Origin of the sequence: Streptomyces sp. RPT161, assembly GCF_027533845.1 — a bacterium.
Classification (GTDB): domain Bacteria; phylum Actinomycetota; class Actinomycetes; order Streptomycetales; family Streptomycetaceae; genus Streptantibioticus_A; species Streptantibioticus_A silvisoli_A.
This window is the reverse complement of record NZ_JAPZVN010000010.1, coordinates 151,925-176,754: the sequence shown is the minus strand read 5'-3', so window position 1 is coordinate 176,754 and position 24,830 is coordinate 151,925. Positions and strand designations below refer to the sequence as shown.

The following is a 24,830-nucleotide window of genomic DNA, read 5'->3' as shown; positions in this document are numbered from 1 at the left end:
GTCTTGGGCGCCCTTGTGATTGTTGTCGATGTTGAAGTACCACCCGTACACCGCCACGGCGTGACTGGTGCTCAGCCGGATTCCCACATCCGCGATCGTCGGCGTTACGGCGCTCCGCGGTGCCGCGTCCGCCGGTGCCCCGGCCAACATCCAGCCCGTGGCTATGGCGCCGATCAGCGCCGTGGTCGCGGCCAGCTTCTTGCCGAGACTTCCCCCTGAACAAGTAGTGACGTCGCGGGCGCGATGGCCGCGATCGCCGTGTGCCGTCTGACAAGGTGATGAGTTGAGGCTGGGGCCGACGCCCTTTCGGTGAGCCCGCTGCGGTGACGCTATGGACAGGGGTCCGTCAGCCGTCCTAGGTTCGTCCTAGTGCGAGGTCAGCCGGGGGATCGGCGCTGATCGTCAAGTTCCGGGGGGAACATGAGATTTGGCGTGCTGGGACCGTTACACGTCCAGATCGCCGGGCGCGAGGTGCGGCTCGACGGACCGCGGCAGGCCAAGATGCTGGCCGCGCTTCTGGTCGACGCCAACAACCTTGTCGCCACGGAACGGCTCGTCGCCGTGATGTGGGACGAGAAGGCACCCACCACCGCTGTCCGTCAGGTCCAGGATGCTCTTTCCGGGCTGCGCCGCAACCTCGCTGCCTGCGGAGCACCCGGCTCCTTGATCAGCACACGGCGCGGCGGCTACCAGATCCACCTGACCCCGGATCAGCTCGACCTACTGGAGTTCGACCACGAGCGGCACCTCGCCGAACGGCACAAGGCCCCGTCCGAGACAGCTGTCGCGCTGCGGCGCGCGCTGACCTGCTGGCGCGGCAACGCCCTGGTCGACATCTCCAGCCGGATCCTGGAGCTCGATGCCGCACGGCTGAACGAGAAGCGCGCGGCCACGCACAAACTGTGCCTGAGCATCGAACTCGACCTGGGGCGTCATCGTGAGGTCATCGAGGAGCTGACCGCCCTGCTACGCGAGCACCCCTACGACGAGCAAGTCGCAGAACACCTGATGGTGGCTCTCTACCGGTGCCGGCGGCAAGGCGAGGCGCTGCAGGTGTACGAGCGGCTGCGCCGGACACTGGCAGGCGAACTCGGCGTCGACCCCACCCCACCGATCCAGGCGCTGCATCTGCGCATCCTGGCCGCCGATCCCGCCCTGGCGGTCCCTGTCCCGGCGAGCGGCCCCTCGGACCCACGACCGGAAAGTCCTGGCAGGGCGGCCGCTGAACCGGTTATGGCGATGCCGGTGCGCCAACTGCCGCTCGACGTACCCGACTTCGTGGGTCGAGCCGACGCGCTGGCCGATGTCGCTCGATTACTCGACGGGTCGGCGCCGAACCGGGCCCCGGTGGCCGTCATCGTGGGCGGTCCCGGCGTCGGCAAGTCCTGTCTGGTGACGCACGCCGCGCGACTGGCGAGCGCCACCTTCCCCGACGGCCAGCTCTACCTCAACCTCGCCGCGACATCGGATGAGCCGCGGGATCCGGCGATGATGCTGGCCGAGGCGCTCCGTGCGTTTTCGATCGCCGGCAGCGCGATCCCGAAAGGGCTGTCCGAACGGGCCGCGCTCTACCGTTCGTTGCTGGTGGACCGCCGGATGCTGGTGGTGCTGGACGATGCCGGTCACGCCGATCAAGTGCTGCCGTTGCTACCGGGGGCCGACGGCTGTGCCGTGTTGATCACCAGCCGCACTCTGCTGACGCAACTTCCCGGCGCCCGGCATATCGACCTGGACGTGCTGAGCCCGGCAGAAGCGCGGGAGTTGTTCACCGGCATCGTCGGGCGGCGGCGGGTCGAGCGGGAACCGGCGGAGGCCGACGCGATTCTCGACTGCTGCGGCAACCTGCCGCTGGCGATCCGGATCGCAGGCGCCAAGCTCGCCGGCCGCCCGGCCTGGTCGCTGCGGGTGCTGCGGGAACGGATCGAGGATGAGTCCCGGCGGCTGGCCGAGCTGAGGATCGGGGATCTCAGCGTGCGAGCCAGCGTCGAACTGAGCTTGCGGCTGCTGCCGGACGACGCGGTGCGCGCTCTGAGCCTGCTGGGTCTGCTCGGCGCCTACACTCTGCCCGGCTGGGTGCTCGGCCCGCTGCTGGACCGCTCTGACGCCGAGGAGGTGCTGGACACCCTCGTCGACGCCAGCCTGGTGCGGCTCACCGCCACCGACGCCATCGGCCAGCCGCGCTACCGGCTGCACGACCTGATCAGGACCTGTGCGGTGGAGATCGCCGCTCAGCTGCCGGCGGCGGACAAGCGGGACGCGATTGTCCGGGTGCTGTCCGCCTGGCTCGATCTGGCCGGGCGCGGCACCGATCGGCTGCCGGCCGGGCTGCTGGTCGGCGAGCCCGGTTCGGCGCCACGCCTGTCGCTGCCCGACGCGGTCGTGGACCGGCTGATGGCCGACCCGGTCGGCTGGTTCGACGCGGAACGCGAAACCCTGCTCGGCGCGGTGAAACTGGCCGTGGACTGGGGACTGGACGAGTTGGCCTGGGAGCTGGCGGCCAGCGCGGTGACCTACTACGACCACAGGTGCCTGTATCAGGACTGGGAGCACGGGCACCGGCTCGCGTTGGGCGCGGCCGAGGTCGCTGGCAACGTGCGCGGTGCATCGGTGCTGCTGCGCGGCCTTGGCCAACTACACATCTACCGAGACGAGTTCGACGGGGCGACACGTGCCCTGGAGTCCTCCGTCGCGCTGTGCCAGGACGGCGCGGACAAGCGCGGCGAGGCGTTGTCGGTGGCGATGCTGGGCACGGTCAGCCGGGTGCAGGGCCGTGACGACGAAGCCCTCAAGCGTGTCGAGCAGGCGCTGGCCATCGCGGTCGGCGAGGGCGACCGGCACCTCGAAGCGTACCTGTCCTGTTCGATGGCCGTGATGCGGCTCATGCAGGGCGAACTCGACGAGGCGGAGTCCTGGTTCGACCAGGCCTTGCGCCAGGCCAGGGCGCTCGACGACGGGCATCGGGTAGCGGTCGTGCTGCGGCGGTTCAGCCGACTGCACGATCGGCGCGGTGATCCGGACGAGGCGCTGCGCTGCCTGTGGCAGGCGTTGACCACCTTCGAGGAACTGGCCGACGAGCGGTGCGCCGCGTACACGCTGCTGGAAGTCGGCCGCGTGTACGCCGGTCAGCACGACCGGGACCGGGCGAGTCCGGCCCTGGAGCGCGCGGCGGACCTGTTCCACCGGCACGGCGACCGTCAGGACGAGGCCGCGTGCTGGCAACTGATCGGCGACCTGGACGCCGCCGCCGGCGTCCACGACCTGGCGCGCCAGCACCGCGGGCGGGCACTGCGGCTGTGGCAGACGATCGACGACATGAATCAGACGATGGCTCCAGCGCGACCATCATCGCCGTGACCCAGATGGCGTTGGCTCGCCGAGGCGTTGGAGCGCGAGGACTTCGAGACAGTGGCCGATCGAGGCGAGGGCCTGGCACAGTTGCTCGATGGCCTGTGGCATGCGGCCCGGGTGGCTGATCGGGCTCCGCTGCCGCCGGAGGGCGTCCTGCTGGCCGCAGTCGACCCTGAAGCGCTGGGTTCTGCGGTGGACCGGGCCCTGCACGGATGAGATGTGGTCTCCTGCCGCGGGGGGATTGGCAGGAAGTCACGAAGGACCGCGCCCACGGGGGAGGCACGGTCCGGTCAGGCTGTGGCAGCCGGTGAGCAATTGCGCGCCATCCCCGAGCCGAAAAGCCAGCGGGCCAACCGCCAACGGCGCGGTAGCAGGGGCGGACGCTCCACCGGCTTCGACAAGGCGATCCACAAGCGCAGGAACGAAGTGGACGGGACCATCAACGCGCTGAAGAACTTCCGGGCCGTGGCCATGAGGTTCGACGAGCGCGCCCAGTTTTCCATGGCACCGTCACCACTGCGGCGATCCGGCTCTGGCTCCGGACGTGATCGTCCGGGCGGCGCCTCAGCAGGCCAGCATCTTCCGAATGGCCTGACGCGTCGCGCCGAGCTCGCGTGCGATGTCGGCCTGTGTCACGCCCTGGTCGATGAGGCCCTGCATCAAGTCGCGCCGTTTGGCCGCCGACTGCTGAGCCAGGTGGCGTAACGAGTCCGCGTACTACCGCTGCGGCGGCACGTTCAAGGGCCAGTCCGCTGGCTGTGTCTTCCGCGATGCGCCGGACGTGGTGAGCATGTTCGGCCTCACCTGCATCGACGGCGGCACCCGCGCTCTGCGTGCACGCGGTGGGCACCCGGTGACCTCGCCGGTTTTGCTCACCTAGCGGGCCGCGACCCATGCGTCGCGTTCCCTCAGCAGGTACCAGATGTCATGGCTGTCGACGGGCCCGGACCTTGCAGCGAAGACCGGCCTCGGCACTATGCGGCAGTGAGCCGATGACCGAGGAGTCTGTGCTCGGAAACTGACGTTCATCGACACCGGCGGGACTGACGACAGTGCCGTAAGGCTTCTGGGGCGTAGTCGGTAGCTCTTCCTCCGCAACAGTGAGGTAACGGAGAGCGCGCGGACTGGAAGGAATCGCGTCTGCCCGGGCGCTCGGGGCGTACCCAAAGAGTGCCCGGAGGCACGCAGCCGTGCCGTATCACCGTTATGCCCGCGGCCCACTGGCGAAGCCGACCGCCCTGCGAACCCGACGTGTCGAGATGTTCCGTGCGTGCCGGGAACAACCGCTCCCGCCAGCACTGTTGCATCGACCGAGGGACCGGGGCGGCACGCGCGGAGAACACGAAGACCACAAGGTCGTCGCCCCGTCAGGATCCGGGCCCTCGGGATCGCGGTACGCCCGCCGCGCACTCGGATCGAGAAGTATTTCTGCAGGAGGACTGTTTCATGACTGACCGGCCCTTGACGCTCATGGCAGTGCACGCCCACCCCGACGATGAGGCCACCGGAACCGGAGGGGTCCTCGCGCGGTACGCGGCGGAGGGCATCCGTACGGTCCTGGTGACGTGTACCGACGGCGGCTGCGGTGATGGACCGGGAGGTGTCAAGCCGGGTGATCCCGGGCACGATCCGGCGGCCGTTGCCTTGATGCGCCGTCAAGAACTCGAGGCGAGCTGTGACGTCCTGAAGGTCAGCGATCTGGAGATGCTGGACTATGCCGACTCCGGGATGACGGGCTGGCCGAGCAACGACGCCCCGGGATCCTTCTGGAAGACCCCCGTGGAGGAAGGCGCCGCCCGACTCGCGGAACTCATGCGGCATTACCGACCCGATGTGGTCGTCACCTACGACGAAAACGGCTTCTACGGCCACCCCGACCACATCCAGGCCAACCGCATCACGATGGCGGCGCTGAAGATGACCGCGCTGACACCGAAGGTGTACTGGACGACGGTGCCCCGCTCGATGATGCAGCGGTTCGGCGAGATCATGCGCGAGTTCCATGAGGACATGCCGGAGCCGGATCCTGCCGAGGCCGCCGCGATGGCCGAGATAGGCCTGCCCGACGATGCGGTCACCACGTGGGTGGACACCACCGCGTTCAGCGGTCAGAAATTCGACGCGCTGGCCGCGCACGCCAGTCAGGGCGAGAACATCTTCTTCCTCAAAATGGGCAAGGAGAGGTTCGGCGAGTTGATGGGCATGGAGACCTTCGTACGTGTCCAGGACGCCACCGGCGCGGCCGTACCCGAGAACGATCTCTTCGCCGGACTACGCTGATCCGCCTGTCAGACCGGGGCCCGGGAAAGCTCATCGCCCGCACGGCGTGATCGAGCGTGCTCGCACACCCAGAGGCTTGAACGCGGGGTTCCGTGCCCATTCCCGGGGGCCCCGCCGTGCCCGGTTCTGCTGGCCGTAGGTCCAGTACAGGCGTCAGGCGCGGGCGCCCCGGCCACCAGCTCACCCGCGAGAGTCCGGTCCAACTCCACCATCAGGTCGCCCTGAACGCCACCGGCGCCCCCGCACCGGGCCTGACCGGCCCGTTCGGCGCCCGGACCGACGACGCGAGGGCAGCGACTCCGCCCGGGGGCTGGGCCCGCAGCGGCGGAGGTATCGGCGCGCGTGCCGGTTCCTCCCTGTGCGGGCCCGGGCCCCGGGCCCCGGTCAGTGGTCGGCGGAGCCGATCGTGTCGAGGATCTTGTCGTAGGTGAGGTCGCCCTGATCGGACGTCGCGATTTCGATCGAGAAGTCCTTGATGATCGACTTGATCTGGGGCTTGTCGACGGAGACCTTGCCCTTCGTTAAGGGCGATACGTTTTCGCCGACCCAGGAGACGAAGACGAACTTGGTGCGCGTTGCGTCGGATGCCTTGACTTCCACGCGGTAGTAGGCGTACAGCGGCGCATCGTCAGGGAGCATGTCTAGGAAAGCGCCGTGGTCGGTGCCGGATGTATCGACGACCACCTTGGAGTCGTCGTACTTGAAGGTGACCCACTTGAGATCGGACTGGGGGAGCCTGATCTTCTCGTACGCTTCCTTGACTTCCGGAGCGATTTCCACGGGCTAACTCCTGTTCCGCTGACCTGATGTCCCTGTCGAGTACTGCCTGCCGGCCATCACGACCATCGGCAGCCAGCAAGTGCTACCCCCAGGCGGCCCTCTGCACGCCACTCGAAGGCGTGATGGCCGGAACGTGTGCCGTACGCCAGTGGTCCAAGAGCCACCAGACCTGAGTGAGCGTTTACATGAGTCTTCGCTCGAGTTCTCTACGGGATGCGGTGTGGTGGCGGCTACGTGCAGGATCCCGGTAGGTGTCCTGCTTCCATTGCTGGAGGTCGGAGGTGGGATCGCAAGCAAAACCGGGAACTTCTACCCGTAGGCGCGGGATGCCGCGCTGTACCTGCGCCAGGCAGCCGGGCTGGTACCCCGGCTGTCGCTGCTGCTGGTCCTGGCCGGTGCCGCGATGGAGCTGCTGTACCTCAAGAGCCCCAACGCCGTCCGGTACACCTTGTTGACCGGCGGCTGTCCCTTGGTCGCTGGCGACCTCGGCCGTGGGCTGGCCATCGAGCATGGCCGCACGGCCAACACGTGGGCAAAGTGTCTCTTGGTGCCGCGGGCGACCGGGTCGCCCGCATCGAGGAACTGACCCGCCAGAACCAAGAACTTGCCGCCGAGCGCGACGCGCTCAAGCGGGAGAACGCCGAGTTGGCAGCGAAGCTGGAGGAGACCGAAGAGGACCTGGCCGCCGCCCGCATCAGCCTGCGGGAGATGATCCGCCGGGAAAACACCTGACCGACAGTCATCGTACGCCGAGTCGTACGCGACTGGGTACGTTGACGCGTACTCCCCCCTCCTCGATCGAGGAGGGGGGAGTGTTCGGTGCCGCGCAGACATGCGGGCTGCAACCCGCCCTGGCTGGTGGCAACGGTCCGCAATTGTTCGGCCAGGGCCTTGGGCCCGAGGCACATCAGGGAGTGGACCGCGCTGATCGTGCGCCCGCTCTGCCACAGCCCGTTGGCTGGGGTCCGGAACGGGATCACGGCGATGTCCCGGGCGGTGAACAGGTCGCTCTCCAGGTATTTCATGCCGCCCGTCCCGCATAGGTAGCCCCGGGCGCCGGTGGCATCGGCGAGGTCGGCGAGTCGCCTCGATCGGCCGGGCCGAGCAGGCAGGTGGCTGCTGCGGAGGATCCGGCCAGTCCAGCCGAGAAGTCCAGCGACAGGCGGGTGGACGTCTCGGCGACCTCGGCAGTCTTGTCCGTGGTGGTGAACAGGTCGAGGACCGGCGCGAGTGCGCGACCAATGGCCAGCCAGTGCAGACTGGCCCGGTAGTAGTGCGGCAGCATCTGAGCCAGACGCCGTCGCCACCCGGCTGGGGCGGCGATCACGGCCTCGCAGACGGGCGTCTGGCGGCCTCGGGGCAGGTGGGTGGGGATAGTGAGCCACTGGCGCCGTTGCGGGTCCTCCAAGGCCGCCAGGCGGGTGCGGTGCTGGTAGTCGCGGCGGGCGAACTGGACGTCGTCGAGGACGATCCAGTAGTCCGCTGCGAACAGCTTGGCCAGTGTCGTCAGCCGCGGGAACAGGTTGGGCTGGTGGATCGCACACAGCCCGCCCGGAGGCGGCAGGTCAGGAGCTGATAAGGCGGCTGGTGAAGCCTTCGCGGATGAGAGATTCGTACGCGGCATGCACGTCCTCCGGGACGTCTTGCTCGATGGCGAACCCGAGCTTCGGATACTCGATCACCCGTTGCAGGTCGCCGACGAGTTGGTCGGTGACGAGCTTTTCGTCGCCGATGCTCTTGAGGTAGTCGTCGAACTCCAGCGGCTCCGAGGCACAGATCACCTCGACTTCGGGCCACAGCTTGCAGGCGGTGGCGAAGGAGCGTCGCTCCATATACGGCATGGAGACCAGCAGCACCGAGGCCGGGCTGATTCCGGCTGTTGCCAGCACCTCCCGGGAGAAGGTGATGTTCTGGCCCGTGTTGCGAGCCTTGGGCTCCAGCAGGATCGCCTCATCCGGCACACCGAGCTCCAGCGCGTGCTCGCGGAAGTGCACGGCCTCGCCGCGCGGGAACCGTTCAGGGGCGGTGGGGTTGGGGCCACCAGTGAATACCAGGGTCGGGAAGAGACCGGCGCGATACAGCTGGGCACAGAAGGCGGGCACCCCAAGGTCGTGGCTGCCCAGGCCGATCGCGGCGTCGACCGGCCTCGCGTCGTGGTGCATCTGGTGGTAGTCCCAGATCAGCTTGGCCTGCTGCCGCTGGTCATCGGTGATGGCCCGCTGGTTGTCCGCCACTCGCTTCTCCCTGGTCACCGTCGCCGGGGGCGGGCTGCCCCCTCGGTCATCCTGCGGATGCTCTCGATGCTGCGGAGCTGGTGGCTCAGGCCGACCTTGGCGGCCAGCGTCGCGGCGTCGTTGAGCACCCGCAGCCCATCATCCCGTGTGGCCGGGTCGGACAGCAGGATGTGGCCGTGGGCGGTGTCCAACCGCACGCGCTGCATGGGCGAGTCCATCACGCCGGTGCTGCGGGCGATGTCGATGAAGTGCAGGGCTTGGTCCAACTGGCCGGTCCCGCGGTGGGCCAGGGCGAGTTTTTGGTGGGCGACTGACCAGTCGTCTACTTCACCCAGGTCCTCGAAGTCGCGGGTGGCGGCCAGCATGACGCGGGCGGCATAGTCGTGGTTGCCGTCCTTGCTCAGCGCGGTGCCTACCCACAACCTGGCCCGTGCTCGGTCGCGGCGGGAGAGCCGGTCGTCGACGGCGAGGGTTTCGTAGTGGCGGGCTGCGGTCTCCAACTTGTCGGACATCTCGGCGACCACCGCCAGGGACAGGTCGAGTTGGGCGACGCGGCGGGGGTTGTCGAGCTGGGTGAAGATCGAGTGGGCACCGGCATAGGAGTGCTGGGCCGACATCGGTCCGATCACGGCGCCTTCGTCGCGTCGCAGGTCGCCGAGCAGGACGGTGGAGCGGGCGAACAGATACAGGCCCTTGTCATCCAGTTGCATTGGCTTGAAGCGGGCCAGCCAGCGGTTCAGCAGGTTGTCGGCGAAGGTGAAGTTCTGCCGGGACAGGGCGACGACGACGCGTTCCAGGTCGTCGGTCCACGACTCGTACTCCCAAGCCCTGGGGCCGGTGACCGTTACTCGTCGGCCAGGTGTGGGGCGTCCGGCTTCGGACAGGTTTGTCTCGAACCGCAGATGCACTGCGGCGTCCGCGCGAGCTAGCGCGGTGTCCAAGATGGCTTGGGTGTCGGGCCTCGGCTCGGTGGCGGTGAGGAGCTTTTCCCACTTGGAGACGGTGCGAATGCCGACGCCGAGGTGTTCGGCGAACGCGCGGACGCTCATCCGCAGGGCCAGACGCAGTGCTCGGGCCTCAAGGCCGGTCCAATGGTGCACGGTCGCCACGCGTCGCTCCCTTCTGCGTCGCCATGGAAGCACGGGAACTCAAGCGGGGAGACGGAAGTGCTACGGAAGTGCAACAGCGGTTCACTCTGGGCACGCTGACCAGACGTCAGGCTCGGGTTGTCACTCTTCCCGAGTCTTGTTTGGACGGTTGTACGCATGGAACCGCTCACTGAGCATCGCCAGGTCGCAGGTCCGGTCGTCTATGGCTACCTGCGGCTGGCGCGGGCCTCGGCGACCCGCCAAGCGGCCTTGGCCGCGTCGCTGGCCGAGTACTGCCGCCAGCACGAGCTCCTGCTGTCCGGGGTGTTCACCGAACGCTCCACCTCGCAGGAGGTGGCGTTCATCGGGCTGCTGGATGTCCTGGCACTACCCGACACCTACGGCGTCGTGCTGCCGTCCGCCTCCCACCTCGGCCCCAAGGCGATAGCCGCCGCCCGGGAGAAACAGATCGAGGCGGCTGGAGCACGGCTGCTGCTGATCCGCAGCAGCCGCCAGCACCGATCAGTCGGCCATCGCTTCTCCAGCCCGTCCAGCGCGGCCCGGCCTCGCCGCCGGGCCTTGGACGCGGAGACGTGAGGCCCGGCATGCCCGAGGTGATGCAGAAGTACTTCGAGTCAAAGCGCGAATCCGTAAGCCTAGCCAGGAAGTTCACCACCGCAACCTTGATGGCCTGGGGACTGGACGGGGCCGCAGACGACATCCAGCTGTGTGTCTCCGAGTTGGCCACCAACGCGCTCATTCACGGCACCGAGCCCGGCATCGGCTTCCTGGTCAGGCTGACCGTCGAAGACGACGACTTCGTACTCCTGGAAGTACACGACAGCCGCCGCGACGGCCACCGGCCACAGGTCCGCCACCCGAAGCCGTCGGACGCCTCCGGACGAGGGCTGCTGATCGTCCAGGAACTCGCGGATGGGTGGGGCATCTGCGACCGGCAGCCGTCCGGGAAGATTGTCTGGTTGCGGTTCAAGGCCGTCGCCGTCCGGGAGGCGGCATGCTGACCCGCACTCCGTCGTCGCTCACCGGCCCGAGGCCGGGGCTGCTGGCCTCCCTCGGGGCATGGACCTGGCCCGGGATGGCGCTGGACGGTCAGCATGTCGGGCACGTCCTGCTCGCCCAACCGCCCGGCCGCACCGACCACGATGCCCCCGAGGCGATCGAGGCCCGGATGCGGGTGATCGCCGACTGTCTCGGCGGCCTGGCCAATGCCCGAGACCCCATGCCCGTCCTGCCGGGGCGGCTTCAGGTCGTCGGCGACCGGGTGCTGATGCGCTTCCACGGCAGCCGCTACGGCCTGCGGCTCCCCACCCACCCTCGCTGGACCGCACTGGTCGCCCGATCCGGCGAGGCCGTCGTGATGGTCGGCCTGGACGCACTGCCCCCGTCCGCTGACGCCGCCCGCGTCGACGCCTACCTGGACGCCGAACTTGCCGCGGATCGGCTGCTGTTCGGTCTCGCCCGCACCATCTGAACCCAGCCTTTCCATGCACGAATCCGCACTGACGGATGAGAGGGAACTGCCATGGAATCCTTCGAACGCGCCCGGCTGGACGCCTACTTCGCCAAGCTCACACGGCGGAATCCCGATCCGCAGCCGGGTTGGCCACTCCTTCATGAAGGCCCTGATGGCCGAACATGACGCCGTCCTCGGCGGCGAGCACTCCGGCCACTACTACTTCCGCGACGTCTGGCGAGCCGACACCGGCATGCTCACCGCCCTCCACGTCCTGGCCGCCCTCGGCGAACAGGACCGGCCGCTGTCCGAACTGGTCGCGGGCTACTCCCGCTATGCCGCCTCGGGCGAGATCAACTCCGAAGTCGCCGACGTACCCGCAAAGCTCGACGAAGTCGAGGCCGCGTACGGGCAGTTCGACGGCGTGACCACCGACCGGCTCGACGGACTGACGGTCACCCTCGGCGACGGCCGCTGGTTCAAACTCCGCCCCTCCAACACCGAACCCCTGCTCCGCCTCAATGTCGAGGACCCCACCCAGGAGGCCGTCGACCCCCTACGTGACGAGGTCCTCGCCCTCGTTTGTTCCTGAATCCACCGGTAGCGAGCAGCAAACGCACCCCAGGACGCCGGGCATCTACCCGGCGTCCTGGCCCTCCGGAACCTGATCTCCCCTTCGAGCGGTCTTCTCCGGCGGGGTACTCCGTCACGTACAGGCCAGCGGCGTAGGCGTGGTGACGCCACACGCGTCAGCCGTATTTCGGTTAGCCTGCTGCACCACCTAGCGCCGTGCCCGCCGTCAGCAAACCGTGATCCAGCTACGGTCCGACGGCCAGCGCCTTGGAAGCGCAGAAACCGCTGCGGCCAGACAGCGAGCGCTTCACCGGGATTCGTGAAACCGTCGTCTCATCGGCGGGATACCGTACGGACACGCCGCGTTGCCCACGGTCATCCGAGGAGGAATCCTGTGTCATCGCCCTGCGATCCCCAATACGCTCCCGCCGGCGATGTGGGTGCAGCGCTCATGGTGATTGACTCTCGGCTCAAAACCATCTACGACGGCAGGGCCGAGACCGACCCCGAACAGCAGCAATTGGCAGACCAATTCACCGCGTCATTGAGCCCCAAGCAAGCCAATGACCTGGTGGACGGCGCATGCACGCTCATCTACATGTTCATGCAGTGGCTGCGGATGGCCTACGAGGACCATGACAGGGACGTCATCGAGTACGTGGTGCCCAGCTTCGTGGCCTCGATGCGGATGATGCCCAAGAGCGTCCGTCCCGAGACCATCCCCACCATGGCCGGCCTGGTCGTCGCGGCCGGCACCGGCCTAAGCCCCAACCTGTGGCGCAAGCAGTACGGAGACTGGACTGGGGAGGAGATGAACTCCCTGGAAGCCACGGCCTTGCTACTCGCGGAACACATCAACCGGCTCACTGACGACCGCGACTTCGCCTCCCGCCTGGTCACCGAAGCTCTGTCCAGCTCGAACCAGGACTGACGCGCAGCACCAAAAGTCCGCCTGATCAGGCAGGGATGGCTTCGTTGATTTCTAAGAGCAGCGTTTGTCGACGGTTTCCGGGAGGCAGTTGGTGATCGATCGGCTCGTGAATGTCGAGGAGAGATGACGGCACTGCCGTGGCCGTGAACGCGGGACGCCCAGCCGCCCGTCACAGCGTGTTCGAAAGCCCCGGGGGTGGCCCCGTTCTTTGTTGTCACCGCCCTCTGCACCGGCGAGACATGGCCAACGAAAATCGCGTTCGGTATGGCTGCGGCAGCACCAGGACTGCGTGTGGCAGGTGGGGGGACCCAGGGCTTCGGCGTAGTCGGCGAGCGTCCGATTTGTGATCACGCGAGGCCGAGGAGTTCGAGGGAGCGGCGGGCGTCGCGAGCGTTGCGGCGGAGTCCGGCTGCGATGTTCTTTATGCCGTTCAGCCGGAGGGCGCCAACGGCGAGGTTGCGCCAGGTCGCCATCGCGCGGGGAGCGTTGCCGGTCCGCAGTTGGGAGGCATCCTCGGCGAAGGTGGTGTCGCGGACGTGGTACAGCGCCTCGATCTTCCAGTGGTCTCGGATCAGCTGTGCGAGCTGGGCGGGGTTGGCTTGGTCGGTGGTCAGGCTCGTGACCGCGTAGACGGTCGTGATCGTGGTCCTGCCGGTCTTACGGTCGGTGCGGCGGCGCTTGACCTGGACGGCCTGGCAGGCGCCTGGGAACAGCCGCGATGCCGGGGTCCGCCGAGCCCGGATCGACGACGTGTCGATAGGCATGTTGAACGATGAAGACGCAACGTGAGGTCCAAAATGCCCCCATGGAGATCGAGAGCTCGACGTGCCTCGTCACCGGGGCCAACCGCGGGGTAGGGCGAGTGTACGTACGTTCCCTTTTGGAGCGGAAAGCCCGAAAGGTCTACGCGGCGGCTCGTCGCCCTGAGACGGTCGACATCGCCGGCGCGGTCCCCATTCAATTGGACATCACCTCACCTGATGACGTTACGCGTGTGGCTGCGGAGTGCGATGACGTCACGGTGGTCATCAACAACGCGGGTTTCGTCCGGTCGGCTCAGCCACTTGACCACAACGGCATGGAGGCGGCCAGGGCGGAGATGGAGACCAACTACTTCGGCACGATGTCGATGTGCCGCGCTTTCGCCCCCGTGCTGGCGGTGAACGGTGGCGGAGCACTGGTCAACATGCTTTCCGTCACCAGTTGGTTCGCGTCCCCGATCAATGGGACATACAGCGCCTCCAAGGCCGCTGGGTGGCTGCTCACCCACGCCGTTCGCCGTCAGTTGCGCTCGCAGGGAACGCTTGTGGTCAGCGTCCATTCCACGTGGATCGACACCGACATGTCAGCGAACGTCCCGGCAGGCGAGTACAAGATCAGCCCCGAAGCCGTCGTCGATCAGGTCCTGGAGGCCATCGAGGATGGTACGGAGGAAGTGCTGACGGACGAACCCACCCGCCGGGTCAAGGCGAGCCTCCCGGAGGACATGCGGCTTTACGTCCAGTGACGCTTCCGGTGCCGATCAGGAAGGGTGACGAAGACGGGCATACCCCAACGGGGTGGTCTCTGCGAGAGCACACACCACCGAGCAATGTCACCGCCAGAGACACTCCGCGAGCCTCGACTGGATTTTCCCACCGTTCACCATAGCGTGCACGCATGACTTCCACCACGGCAGACAAGAGCCTGACGGTCGCCGTCCTCGGCACCGGCATCATGGGCTCGGGCATGGCCCGCAACATCGCCGCCGCGGGCCACGAGGTGCGAGTCTGGAACCGTACGATCTCGCGCGCCCAACCCCTGGCGGGTGATGGGATCAGAGTGGAAGCGGACGCCGCCGACGCGGTGCGGGATGCTGACGCAGTGGTCACCATGGTGCTCGACGGCGCCGCCGTCCTGGACGTCATGGGGACCGTGGCCCCCGCTATGCGCGAGGGCGCCGTCTGGGTACAGAGCACCACTGTCGGCCCTGCCGCACAAAGCCAACTGGCCGCGCTGGCACGCGAGCAAGGCCTGATCTTCTTCGATGCGCCCATCTGGGGTACCCGGACGCCCGCCGAGACCGGGCAGCTCACCGTTCTGGCCGCGGGGCCCGCGGCTGCCCGCCCGGTTGCCCAGGCCGTTTTCGACGCCGTGGGCCGCATTACCCTCTGAGCCGGTGAGGACGCCAGCGACGGTCCGGCCAGCAGCCTCAAACTCGTTCTCAACAGCTGGGCAGTGGCGGTCACCAACACTGGTGCGGAGGTCATGGCGCTGGCCAAGGGGCTGAAAGTCGACCTGAACCAATTCTTCGCGGCGATCGATGGCGAACCGTTGGACCTGCCCTACCTGCGGATCCAGGCGGCATCGATCCTCCACGGTGACGCCACCTTGAACTTCAGCGTCGACGTCGCCTTGAAGGACGCCCGCCTCATCGTGGAGGCTGGCGAGCAGGCTGGCGTCCGCATGGACGTCGCCGCCGCCTGCGTCGAGCGCTTCCGCCGCGCGTCCTCGCAGGGGCACGGCGGGGAGGACTACATGACGGCGACGTACTTCGCCAGCTTCGACGCGTAAAGGTCCAACCGCTCAGCCAGATCCCGCACGGACCAGCCAACGAGTCCGGAGCCCAAAAGAAACCGACACCGTCCTACCTTCTTGGTCGGGTTGCAGGGCTTCGGCGTAGTGGGCCGCCGTCTGGTTCGTGATGCTTCGTTGGGCGTCAGGGGTGGAAGCAGAACAGGCACGGACTTCCAAGATCATGGAGTTCTCGACGCCCCGGGACCTGCCTGGAAGACCGTGCCTGTCGACGCATCATCTCCGATTCCGCCTGCCCTTGACCAACTCCGCGAACAGGCCGACGTCGGGCCCGGCGAGGTGCCCGGCCTGCTGGAGCGGCTGGCTCAGGTCACGGACCCGCGTGACCCACGCGGCGTGCGGCACGCGCTGGCCGTCGTGCTCGCCCTGACCGCGTGCGCGGTGCTGGCCGGAGCGACGTCGCTGCTCGTGGTCGGTGAGTGGATCGCGGACGCGCCACCCGAACGTGCTGGAGCGTCTCGGTGTGCGACCCGACCCGGTGCTGCCCAGGCGGTTGGTCCCGGCCGAGGCGACGGTCCGCCGGCTGCTGGGCCGTATCGACGGCGACGCCTTGGACCAGGCCGTTGGCCACTGGCTCGCCGACCGCCGCCCCGCCAGTGGCGGGCTGAGCGGCCTGTCCGTGGACGGCAAGTCCCTACGGCGGTGCAGCGAAGGCCCGGGGGCAGAAGATTCACCTGCTCGCCGCGGTGGAGCACACTACCGGGCTGGTCCTGGCCCAGCTCGACGTCGGCAAGAAGACCGGAGAGACCACCTGCTTCCAGTCGCTGCTGGACACCGTCGCCGACCCCGCCGGGATGGTCGTCACGAGCGACGCGGTGCATACCCAGCGCGAGCACGCCGGATACCTCCTCGGCCGACGGGCCCACTACATCGCGATCGTCAAAGGCAACCAGAAGAAGCTGCGCAAACAGCTCACGTCCCTGCCCTGGAAGGACATTCCGCTCCAGGGCCGGACCCGGGGCACCGGTCACGGCCGCTCCGAGATCCGCCGGGTCAAGGTCGCCACTGTGAACAACCTGCTCTTCCCCGGCGCCTGCCAGGCCGTCCAGGTCAAGCGCCGCCGCACCGACCGTAAGACCGGCAGGACCACGATCACGACCGTCTACGCGGTCACGAGCCTGACCACCGACCAAGCCAACCCCGCCCAGCTCGCACAGCTGATCCGAGACCACTGGAAGACCGAGGCGCTGCACCACGTCCGCGACACCACCTTCGCCGAGGACGCCTCCCAACTGCGGACCGGCAACGCTCCCCGCGCGATGGCGACCTGGCGCAACCTCGCCGTCGGCGCCCTCCGGCTGAACGGCATAAAGAACATCGCAGCCGGACTCCGCCGCAACGCTCGCGACGCCCGCCGCTCCCTCGAACTCCTCGGCCTCGCGTGATCACAAACCGGACGCTCGCCGACTACGCCGAAGCCCTGGGGGGACCAGGTATGGAATTTCACCTCGTGGGGTGGCTGGCCTCTCGCCGGATCTGCCGACGGACGTCGTCAGCACCGCATCGCATCACCATCGCCTACCCAGTTGCTCCAGCACGGTGCGGACATGTGTGACGACGGTATTCCCGCACGGTTCCGGGGCCTCAGTTGGTCCGGTCGGCCCAGCCTTCGGGGAGGTCGCCGGGTGCGATGGCGACGGCGTCCTCGTTGTTCTCTCCGACGAACTCGTCAAGGGTGATCTTCGCGAACTCGGGGACGACGTAGATCGGGTACGTGGGCCCGGCGTCGCGGTAGGCGCGCATCTGGTCGAGGTGGTCGTTCTGGAAGAGCACGGTGCGCTGCGGGTGCTCCTCGACCCAGTGCGGGAAGAAGATCGTGCCGTGCAGCACGCGTTCGCCGGGGAGCACGTTCACCGCGACCGAGGTACCGGTGGGCTCGGTCCAGGAGACCTTGTAGACGCCCGGAGTGAGCATGACCAGGTCGACGTCCTGGTCCCTGACCCACCGGCCGCCGACCATGCCGGTGTGGATGCGGTAGTCGATGGTCTTCGCGTTCTTCACGTACATCTCGTACTGCCAGCCGTTGGCGTAGGTGTAGATGAAGCGGTGGCCGACCATGGCGGAGAGGTCCTGCGGCGGGACTGGGCTGGCGACAGTGGTCTGGTATGCGGGGGTGTTCATGGAGATTGTCCTTGTCTTGCGGTGCGGCCGCGCCGTCTGGCTGGGCGAGAAGTTCATTTTGGCACAAAACTGTTTTGCGGCAAAATGATAGGTGGCAGAATGTCGGCATGGACACCGCTTCCGAGCTCAGCCGACTACTGGGACCCCTGCGCCGAGCCGTGGTCCGCGCGACACGCAGCGCCGAAGGGCTCCCCGACCTGCCCGAAGCCCAGATCGAGCTCCTGCGTGCGCTCGCCAGCGAGGGCCCCCTCAGCCCGCGCGCCACCGCTCAGCGACTGGGCATCGCGCCCTCCACCGTCAGCAACCTGGTCAAGACGATGTCCGCAGCAGGCCTGGTGACCCGCGAGCCCGCCCCTGGCGATCTGCGCGCAGTGGTTCTCGCGCCTTCCATAACCGCTCTCGACCTGCTCGACCGCTACGACCGCACCAGCTCGGCAGCACTCGCCCAGGCCATCGACCAACTGCCCACGGACGACCGCGAGACGCTGACGGCCTCACTTCCGGTACTGGCCCGCCTCATCACCGCCCTGGAGCCGAGCCGACAACAACCCTGACCCCGCAGCACAAAGCCCCTCTACCATCGGGGGCGCCCAGGTACGGGTGTGCGATCGGCTCCGCTCCCGTACGTGGCAGCCGGGCCCGGCGCTCGCCACCGTGCCCGCGCCCCAGGCTGCTCGGTTCAGCCCGGCGCGTCCATCAGGGCAGTGACATAGGCATCCAGCCGCTCCTCCACAACTCGCGTCGTCAGCTCTGTCCTCCCCGCCTCTCGCCATGACTGCGCCACCAACTGCACTTCTTCTGAGCACGCCAGCCCGTCCCGCACTCGCCAGTACAGCCGCTCGCTCGCGGCCGCGGCCAGCATCCCGCCGGCCTCCTCATACGCCTCAGGGAGCCGTAGACCCCACTCCGGGCCGTGCAGCAGCGCGAGATTGGTGGAGCAGTGCGCCACATCGAGATCCGCCGGGCCCCAGGATGTCGCTGCCCAGTCGACGACCCCCGTGATCCGGGCACCTGCCGGCCTTGAGGGCGGCAGGTCGAACAGCACGTTGCCGGGTTGGAAGTCCCGGTGCAGGAATCGCCCTTCATAGGGCGGCGCAGGCTTGCGGATCACGTCGATCGCCGCGGCCCATGCCGCCGCGTCGGCGCCCTTCGGAGTGACGACAGTGTCGGCGGTCGTCAACGTCACATACTCCCGGGGCCGCTGGGCGGGTCGCAATGCGTGGATCGCAACGAGTTGACGAGCCATCAGGGGAACGCGCGTCTCCAGTCCCTCGTCGTCGAGGACCGTCCGGCCCGCCAGATGTGTCATCAGGAGCGACGGATACTCGCAATGTGCGGCGGTCGGATCAACTGCGACCAGTCCAGGAGCCGGCACGCCGGTCCCCGCGAGCAGCGTCAGGGCGCCAGCCTCCCTGCTAAGCCAGTCTTCGGCGTGCTCCACATAGAACGGGTCGACGAAGGTCCGCAGCACCAGGTCACGGGTGCTTCCATCCCGCGTGGCGATGGTCAGCCTCCGCATTTCTGCAGTGATGCCGCCGTGCAACGTGTCGGCTCTGACGATCCGTTCGCCGACCTCCAGGTGCCGGCTCACCCAAGCCAGTGTCAACGGTCGGACAGCCGCCATCTCATCGAGGTGGGTCACCGCGCCCCCTCAAAATCCGGACGGCGGCATGCGCAAAAGCTTTCCTGGGAGCGTACGCGGTCTCACACAGAGCTGAGCCCCCGCAATCGAACACGGCGGTGTCGCCCCGCGACCGCTCCCCAACATCTGCGCCAGAGCCCACTACTGCTCGACAAAACCAACCGGCACTGGCGTGGTGACGGTGAGAGCCATGCCGCAGAGCGCGCGTTGTCAGTGGGGGTGCGGCCGAACGCCATTGCGGCGTGGACGTCGTAGGCGGCGAGGTAGGCCAGGGCACCGCCGCGTCCGTAGTGTGATTGACGCGCGTCGCCCTGGCCTTGCCGGCAGGCGAGGGTGGGGTGGCAGCGGCACAGGGCCTGGATGGAGGTCTTCTCGTCCGCGCTGATCACGAACTCGTCATCGCCCAGCTGTTCGCCCTGCCAGGTGCGGATGTAAGCGTTGACGGTCTTTGAGCCCGGCAGGCCCGCGTGGAAGAACCGGCCAGGCCTGCGGCGCACGGTGTCCAAATGCAGCCCCTTCTCCCGGGCGATGAATCCGTTGGAGCGTCCATGCGCGGCGTGCAGCACCGCTTGTACACGCACCCGCAGCCGATGCTCGGTCTTGTGGCCGTAGGCCATCTTCTTCAACCGCACGCGTTCGGCGGCACTCGGGGCTATCGGACAGTGGGCGCGGACGGGCATGGCGGGCGAACCGATCGGCCGAAGGGGATCACTGGTACCCCGCGGCCTGCCCCGCCCGTCACCGCCCCAGCCCCCGTAATGACCGTTGCAAGAGGCCACTTGGACAGGGAAAACGCAACTTCGACATGGCCCGCAAAGGCAGCTACCTTCACCTGGTCTTCGGCGATCGCCCACGGTCGCACAGGAGTTCCTTCAGGGTGAGCTACCCGCGACGGGATGAGTTGGTCATGCCCCACAAATCCTCGCCCCCATGCGTAAGCCACCGAACCGGGTCCACAGCAGGCACCCCCAACCAGGGAGAGACGTATGCCCCATCTTGCTCTGTACACATTCGGCGTCCTGAAGTCGTCTCTCGCCGATTCCGCGCCTCTCACGCGCGAATTCCACGACAGCGGCGAGGCCATCTACCGGAAGATCAGCCAGCACCCCGGATACCTCGCACATGCTGAAGCGGCAGACGGCGACCGGGGCACCCACTTCGACTTGGACTGGGGTGCATGGGGAGAGTTCGCCGTACCGACCTGGTACGGCAAGGGTCGTACGGTGGAGACCACCGCCCTGGCCGCGACCCTCTCACTCTGGGCCGACCTGCGCCCCGCCTTCGACGCCGTCTACACCGGTCTGCACCGCGAGGCGCTGAACAGGCGGTACGACTGGTTCGAGAGGGCAGGACACCCGAGTTACGTGTTCTGGTGGGTCTCCGACGGCGTGATACCCACCTGGCAGGACGGCGTTTCCAGGCTGGAACACCTCCACGACCACGGCGCCACGCCGCACGCCTTCACCTTCCACCACTCGTTCGCCCCGGACGGAACTCCGACCAGGACCAAAGACATCGGGCCGAAGAGCGACCAGGCTCGCTGACAAGGGAGCCTGAACGACTGGGGTCGCTGTCAAACACCCGACTGAATGACGGCGAACAGACGCGTCCGCGCTACGGCGGATCCGCCAGTACCTGGGGCTCCGCCTCTACCTCGCGGCTTCGCCGGCACCCCCGAACACCCTCGACTCGGCTGCTGCCTCTACCTCACCGACCCCAGCATCTGACCCCGCATCACACACAACACAGGCTCCACAGCCAACCCCCGAAGGATTACAGGGCCGACCACTAAGCGGCTTTGATGAAGTTCGCTGCTGATCCTTGGGCGCCTTTAACGAGGGGCGAACGAAGAAACTTGTAGCTGAGCGTGGTGTTCGCCGGGTCGATTTCATCGAGGGTTCTCAGGCCTCGGGCGTGCGATGGAGACATGGGCTGGGCGCACGGCGGGCTACATCGCTGCTGGCCATACGGGTGGTTCTCCTGTTGCGCCCAGCCAGGGTGAGCGATCAGCCCAGGGCGTTTCACCCAAGACTGTCACGGAGGGGACCGGGCGCCTGTCGAGTGGCTCGGCGAACTGCCAGACCAACGAAGGACGCCGAACGTCATGGCCTCTTCTTCCACGGCCGCACTGGCCACGCAGACCGATGTCCTGATCGTTGGTGCCGGGCCCGCCGGGCTCACACTCGCCGCCAGCCTTACCCAGCTCGGCGTGGACCACGTACTCATCGAACGTACCGATGCGGTCCAGCCCGGCGCCAAGGCCGCCTTCGTTCAACCCCGCGCTCTGGAGTACCTCGACCGCGTTGGCATTGCCGATCGTCTGGTCGCCGCAGGAGTTCGAGGCCGTCACTTCAGTGTCAACGACGGCCCGCGCACTCTGCTTCGCGCGTCCTACGACAACCTGGACTCCCCGTTCCCGATGATGCTGCTGGTCTCCCAGCAGACGACTGAGGAACATCTCAATCGCCGCCTGACCGAGCTGGGCAGCATGGTCCACCGCCGCCACAAGCTCATCACCTTCAGCCCCGACTTTCCCGGCGTGACCGCTGCCGTCGCCGCGCCCGACGGATCGGTGCGTGCCGTGTACGCCCGCTACTTGGTCGGAGCCGACGGCGTTCACAGCAGGGTGCGCTCCACGGCAGGGATCGACTTCCCCGGCACGGCACGAGAGCAGTTGTTCGCATTGGCGGACGTCCGCCTCGAGCCGGGTGCAGCTTCCGCGCTGCTTGAGGACACCACGTTCTTCTTCTCTTCCGAGGGAATGCTGCTGACGTCACCGCTGGCCGGGGGCCAGCACCGGGTGGTTGCGTCCGTTCCTCCCGGTTCGAAGGCGCCCACTGCGGAAGAGACCGAGACGCTACTGGCCACTCGCGGCCTGCGGGAAGGCGGTCCGAGGGTCGTCGAGGTCATCACAGCATCCACGTACCACGTGCAGGAACGCGTGGCCGAGAAGCTCTCGGACGGCCCAGTCTTCCTCCTGGGAGACGCTGCGCACACCCACAGCCCAGCCGGAGGCCAGGGCATGAACACCGGCATCCAGGACGCCGGCAACCTGGCCTGGAAGCTCCATGCCGTGCTCACCGGGCTGGCCCCTGAGAGTCTCCTGGACACCTACCACGCCGAGCGCCATCCCGTCGCTGTAAGCCTGGTCGCCTTCACCAGCCAGATGACCGGACTCGCCACCCTGCGCGATCCGGAACTGTGCCGACTGCGCAACGACATCACCGCCGCAGCCGCCAAGGCACCCGGCATCACCGACTGGCTGGCCAGGCGGTTGTCCCAGCTCGACATCAGCTACGCGCCTGAACCGGCCGACGGTACCTATCACATCGGGCAACGCGTCTCCCCTACGCTCGTCCCGGCCACAGGTCTCGACTGGACCCTGGCCCTGCCCGCCTCCTCCACCGGACCGGCCGAGACCGGCCGAATCGGTCCTTTGAGCGTCCAGTTCGTCGACGGGCTGGACACGCCCCTCCTCATCCGTCCGGACGGCTACCTGGCCGCCCACGGGGTCTCGACCGATCCGCAGGACGTGCTTGCCAACCTCGCCTCCTACCTGCCCGGCAGGCCGACGTGATGAGTCGGGCCTCGATGGCGGCCACCACCTCACTGCCCGCCGCCGTCCGTGCTCGTGTTTCCACACTCATCCGGTGCTGAGCGGGCTTGGTCAGGGCATGTTCGCCGCACGGCGTGCACCTCGGCGGCGCGGGGCCGCTATCAGAAGGCCGGTCAAGAAACCGGACCGGCCGACGCGATGAGAGGACGGAAAGAATGGCGCAGAACGCCCTCCTCGTGATGGACGTCCAGCGGGGCATCGTGGAGCGCATCGGCGCGGATGCCGGATATCTGGCACGCCTGCGCGGTGCGATCGACGCGGCTCGCGCCGCGGACATGCTGGTGATCTACGTGATCGTCCGATTCCGCCCCGGGCACCCTGAGGCCAGCGCGCGCAACAAGATGCTCCGTGGGCTCGGCGGCAGTGTCGGGTTCACCGACGAGGACTCGGGCGCCGAGATCCATCCGGACATCGCTCCCCGGTCCGTCGATCTCGTCGTGACCAGGACGCGTGTCAGCGCCTTCGTGGGCAGCGACCTCGGCCTGCTCCTGCGTGCCCGCGAGATCGACGGGCTGGTCCTCACCGGTATCGCCACCAGCGGAGCCGTGCTGTCCACCCTGCGTCAAGCCGCCGACCTGGACTTCCGCCTCACCGTACTGGCAGACGGCTGCATCGACGCCGACGCCGAGGTGCACCAGGTGCTCACCGAGAAGGTCTTCCCCGTGCAGGCCGACGTCGTCACCGTCGACGACTGGATCACGTCGATCAGGTGACCTGTGCCCGGTGAAACGCGGCACGGCGTGAGCATCACGCTCAGCTACACGTCACTTCGTTCGTCGCTCATCAACGGCGCCCCTCCTTGGATGCGGTCTTCTGGCGGGTCAGTGCCTGGTCCACGGTGGTGCCGATTGCTTCGATGCTGGTGGGGGCGGTGGGATAGCCCTCGTACTTGGCTGTGCCGTGGAAGTGGACGTCGCGCTCCGCTCGACGACGTCGATGCCACCGAAGGCCTCCGACTCACCATGCCAGGGCTGGCGCTGTGGGGTTCCGCGGGCCTGCCGGCCCGCCTGCCGACACTGGAGCCGGGCGCGCGTACGCGAATGACGTCACCGGTGCCGAGATCCCCGAATGCGGCCACTTCATCCCGGAGGAGCGCCCGGAGGCACTCCTGGCACATCTGCGCGGCTTCCTGGCCGCCGGGACGAACCGGTGACCCCACCACCGTGAGCACTGACGTGCCAGGACTGCCCTTTTCAGGGCGTGTCAGAGTTTGCGCGTGCTCGAGATCGTGGTGAAGACGGAGAACTGGGAGCGGCACGTCCGTGTGTCCGCCGAGGAGTTGGCAGGGCTGGTCCGGCGGATCGGCGGTGACGGTGACCGGTTCCTCGTAGTCCAGCGGATACCCGACGTGCCTGACGTCTTCGCCCAGGTCTGGCACACGGCCGGTGGTGACTACACGCTGGAGCACCGCGACGGTGCTGCTGCCCGGCACTTCCAGGCGACGGTCGACGGGCCCGAGGTCGTGATTGCGGCGATTACCGGCTGGACCCGCCAGGAGGCCGGTTGGGACGCTGGTCTGGCTTGGTCGCTGGTGGACATGGGCCCCACCCGCGAGGTGCCGCAGCTCGACCTCGACGGCGAGGATCTCGAGGAGTTGGAGAAGCGCGTCCGAGAGGTGCTGGTCGGCGGCTATGTCTCCCGCGCCGAACTGGCCGAGTTCGCTGAGGAGTACCTGGTCACCGAGGGACGTCGGCCGGTCTCGCGAGAGCAGGCTGAGGCGTTGGCCGACCGGATGTGGCTGGAGCGAGTCGCGGAGCAGGCCAAGTGGAGGGGCGAGACCGACCCTGAGCGGCTCGCTCGCGCGTTCACTGCCCTGCAGGAGGCCGGTATCACCGCCCGCGAGAACTTTACCTGCTGCCGCAGCTGTGGACAGTCTGAGATCGGCGGCGAAGGTGGGCCCGACGCCCGCGGCTTCGTCTACTTCCACGCCCAGTGCACGGACTCCGCCGCAGCCGGCCACGGACTGATGCTCTTTTATGGCGGCTTCGACGGCTCCTCCGAGACCACCGCAGCCATCGGCCACGAGGTCGTGGCCGCCCTCGAAGCAGCCGGCCTCCACGCCGAGTGGGACCATGACCCCGACCGGGCCATCAAGCTCACCCCCCTGGACTGGCGCCGCCGCCTGGTCGGATAGGGACCGACGTCGAAGATCACACCCACATGATGAGT

At 67.7% G+C, this 24,830-nt stretch carries 23 protein-coding genes and 4 pseudogenes; 18 read left to right on the top strand and 9 right to left on the bottom strand.

Annotated features, from left to right (window positions below; translation table 11 throughout):
* Positions 1 to 432: 432 nt before the first annotated feature.
* The 4 genes and pseudogenes from O5O46_RS21095 (at position 433) to O5O46_RS21080 (ending at position 5,628) form a co-directional block, all read left to right on the top strand.
* A complete protein-coding gene (locus O5O46_RS21095; protein ID WP_269857066.1) occupies positions 433 to 3,354 on the top strand; it encodes an AfsR/SARP family transcriptional regulator in 2,922 nt (973 codons plus the stop codon).
* Positions 3,355 to 3,405: 51 nt separating this feature from the next.
* Complete coding sequence (locus O5O46_RS21090) at positions 3,406 to 3,564, top strand: hypothetical protein (RefSeq protein ID WP_269857065.1); 159 nt, start codon at positions 3,406 to 3,408, stop codon at positions 3,562 to 3,564.
* 108 nt (positions 3,565 to 3,672) lie between these two features.
* Positions 3,673 to 3,896, top strand: a pseudogene (locus O5O46_RS21085) (IS5/IS1182 family transposase); the annotation flags it as partial.
* A gap of 898 nt (positions 3,897 to 4,794) precedes the next feature.
* Complete coding sequence (locus tag O5O46_RS21080; RefSeq protein WP_269857064.1) at positions 4,795 to 5,628, top strand: PIG-L family deacetylase; 834 nt, start codon at positions 4,795 to 4,797, stop codon at positions 5,626 to 5,628.
* 384 nt (positions 5,629 to 6,012) lie between these two features.
* On the opposite strand, the gene O5O46_RS21075 is transcribed toward O5O46_RS21080, so the two are convergent.
* The 5 genes from O5O46_RS21075 to O5O46_RS21055 all read right to left on the bottom strand — a co-directional run bounded on the left by O5O46_RS21075 (position 6,013) and on the right by O5O46_RS21055 (position 9,751).
* A complete protein-coding gene (locus O5O46_RS21075; RefSeq protein WP_269857063.1) occupies positions 6,013 to 6,408 on the bottom strand; it encodes a coactosin family protein in 396 nt (131 codons plus the stop codon).
* A 419-nt stretch (positions 6,409 to 6,827) separates the two neighbouring features.
* Entirely contained in the window at positions 6,828 to 7,520 is a 693-nt protein-coding gene (locus O5O46_RS35365; RefSeq protein WP_333482415.1) for a hypothetical protein, read from the bottom strand.
* Positions 7,430 to 8,032 carry a WbqC family protein gene (locus O5O46_RS21065; protein WP_333482412.1) on the bottom strand — a complete coding sequence of 201 codons (603 nt, stop codon included), beginning with the start codon at positions 8,030 to 8,032 and terminating at the stop codon, positions 7,430 to 7,432. Before O5O46_RS21065 ends, O5O46_RS35365 begins: the two co-directional genes overlap by 91 nt.
* Entirely contained in the window at positions 7,974 to 8,642 is a 669-nt protein-coding gene (locus O5O46_RS21060) for a YdcF family protein (protein ID WP_269857062.1), read from the bottom strand. The genes O5O46_RS21065 and O5O46_RS21060 overlap by 59 nt, the downstream gene beginning before the upstream one ends.
* A 14-nt stretch (positions 8,643 to 8,656) precedes the next feature.
* On the bottom strand, positions 8,657 to 9,751 hold the full coding sequence (locus tag O5O46_RS21055; protein WP_269857061.1) for a helix-turn-helix domain-containing protein: 1,095 nt from the start codon (positions 9,749 to 9,751) through the stop codon (positions 8,657 to 8,659).
* Positions 9,752 to 9,907: 156 nt separating this feature from the next.
* Here O5O46_RS21055 and O5O46_RS21050 point away from each other — a divergent pair, with 156 nt between their 5' ends.
* From O5O46_RS21050 to O5O46_RS21030, 5 genes are all read left to right on the top strand, one after another.
* Positions 9,908 to 10,327 (top strand): hypothetical protein, encoded by a 420-nt coding sequence (locus O5O46_RS21050; protein WP_269857060.1) that lies wholly within the window; start codon positions 9,908 to 9,910, stop codon positions 10,325 to 10,327.
* 8 nt (positions 10,328 to 10,335) lie between these two features.
* Positions 10,336 to 10,752 (top strand): ATP-binding protein, encoded by a 417-nt coding sequence (locus O5O46_RS21045; RefSeq protein WP_269857059.1) that lies wholly within the window; start codon positions 10,336 to 10,338, stop codon positions 10,750 to 10,752.
* Entirely contained in the window at positions 10,746 to 11,222 is a 477-nt protein-coding gene (locus O5O46_RS21040) for a hypothetical protein (protein WP_269857058.1), read from the top strand. Before O5O46_RS21045 ends, O5O46_RS21040 begins: the two co-directional genes overlap by 7 nt.
* A gap of 13 nt (positions 11,223 to 11,235) precedes the next feature.
* The gene (locus O5O46_RS21035; RefSeq protein WP_443072586.1) at positions 11,236 to 11,796 is read left to right on the top strand and encodes a hypothetical protein; all 561 of its coding nucleotides are present in this window, start codon (positions 11,236 to 11,238) and stop codon (positions 11,794 to 11,796) included.
* A gap of 375 nt (positions 11,797 to 12,171) precedes the next feature.
* The gene (locus O5O46_RS21030; protein ID WP_269857057.1) at positions 12,172 to 12,708 is read left to right on the top strand and encodes a hypothetical protein; all 537 of its coding nucleotides are present in this window, start codon (positions 12,172 to 12,174) and stop codon (positions 12,706 to 12,708) included.
* A 347-nt stretch (positions 12,709 to 13,055) separates the two neighbouring features.
* On the opposite strand, the gene O5O46_RS21025 is transcribed toward O5O46_RS21030, so the two are convergent.
* On the bottom strand, positions 13,056 to 13,472 hold the full coding sequence (locus O5O46_RS21025) for a transposase (protein ID WP_269857056.1): 417 nt from the start codon (positions 13,470 to 13,472) through the stop codon (positions 13,056 to 13,058).
* A gap of 41 nt (positions 13,473 to 13,513) precedes the next feature.
* Between O5O46_RS21025 and O5O46_RS21020 the strand changes: the two genes are divergently transcribed.
* The 4 genes and pseudogenes from O5O46_RS21020 to O5O46_RS21005 form a co-directional block, all read left to right on the top strand.
* Entirely contained in the window at positions 13,514 to 14,215 is a 702-nt protein-coding gene (locus O5O46_RS21020) for an SDR family oxidoreductase (protein WP_269857055.1), read from the top strand.
* Between the two features lie 152 nt (positions 14,216 to 14,367).
* Positions 14,368 to 15,261, top strand: a pseudogene (locus O5O46_RS21015) (NAD(P)-dependent oxidoreductase).
* A gap of 108 nt (positions 15,262 to 15,369) precedes the next feature.
* Positions 15,370 to 15,663, top strand: a pseudogene (locus O5O46_RS35360) (transposase family protein); the annotation flags it as partial.
* 305 nt (positions 15,664 to 15,968) lie between these two features.
* A pseudogene (locus O5O46_RS21005) lies at positions 15,969 to 16,508 on the top strand (ISAs1 family transposase); the annotation flags it as partial.
* Between the two features lie 358 nt (positions 16,509 to 16,866).
* On the opposite strand, the gene O5O46_RS21000 reads toward O5O46_RS21005, so the two are convergent.
* The gene (locus O5O46_RS21000) at positions 16,867 to 17,403 is read right to left on the bottom strand and encodes a phenolic acid decarboxylase (RefSeq protein ID WP_269857053.1); all 537 of its coding nucleotides are present in this window, start codon (positions 17,401 to 17,403) and stop codon (positions 16,867 to 16,869) included.
* Between the two features lie 107 nt (positions 17,404 to 17,510).
* On the opposite strand from O5O46_RS21000, the gene O5O46_RS20995 reads away from it, so the two are divergent.
* Entirely contained in the window at positions 17,511 to 17,957 is a 447-nt protein-coding gene (locus O5O46_RS20995) for a MarR family winged helix-turn-helix transcriptional regulator (RefSeq protein ID WP_269857052.1), read from the top strand.
* Between the two features lie 125 nt (positions 17,958 to 18,082).
* On the opposite strand, the gene O5O46_RS20990 is transcribed toward O5O46_RS20995, so the two are convergent.
* Together O5O46_RS20990 and O5O46_RS20985 are read right to left on the bottom strand one after the other, a co-directional pair.
* Positions 18,083 to 19,027: a phosphotransferase family protein gene (locus O5O46_RS20990; RefSeq protein ID WP_269857120.1), complete on the bottom strand. Its 945-nt coding sequence runs from the start codon at positions 19,025 to 19,027 to the stop codon at positions 18,083 to 18,085.
* 80 nt (positions 19,028 to 19,107) lie between these two features.
* Positions 19,108 to 19,677, bottom strand: coding sequence for a hypothetical protein (locus tag O5O46_RS20985; RefSeq protein ID WP_269857051.1), 570 nt, complete (start codon positions 19,675 to 19,677; stop codon positions 19,108 to 19,110).
* 354 nt (positions 19,678 to 20,031) lie between these two features.
* Between O5O46_RS20985 and O5O46_RS20980 the strand changes: the two genes are divergently transcribed.
* From O5O46_RS20980 to O5O46_RS20965, 4 genes are all read left to right on the top strand, one after another.
* Positions 20,032 to 20,589, top strand: a complete 558-nt coding sequence (locus O5O46_RS20980) for a DUF3291 domain-containing protein (protein ID WP_269857050.1) — start codon at positions 20,032 to 20,034, stop codon at positions 20,587 to 20,589.
* Positions 20,590 to 21,149: 560 nt separating this feature from the next.
* Positions 21,150 to 22,622 (top strand): FAD-dependent monooxygenase, encoded by a 1,473-nt coding sequence (locus tag O5O46_RS20975; protein ID WP_269857049.1) that lies wholly within the window; start codon positions 21,150 to 21,152, stop codon positions 22,620 to 22,622.
* Between the two features lie 194 nt (positions 22,623 to 22,816).
* Positions 22,817 to 23,374: a cysteine hydrolase family protein gene (locus O5O46_RS20970; RefSeq protein ID WP_269857048.1), complete on the top strand. Its 558-nt coding sequence runs from the start codon at positions 22,817 to 22,819 to the stop codon at positions 23,372 to 23,374.
* Between the two features lie 503 nt (positions 23,375 to 23,877).
* Complete coding sequence (locus O5O46_RS20965; protein ID WP_269857047.1) at positions 23,878 to 24,795, top strand: DUF6891 domain-containing protein; 918 nt, start codon at positions 23,878 to 23,880, stop codon at positions 24,793 to 24,795.
* Positions 24,796 to 24,830: the final 35 nt, after the last annotated feature.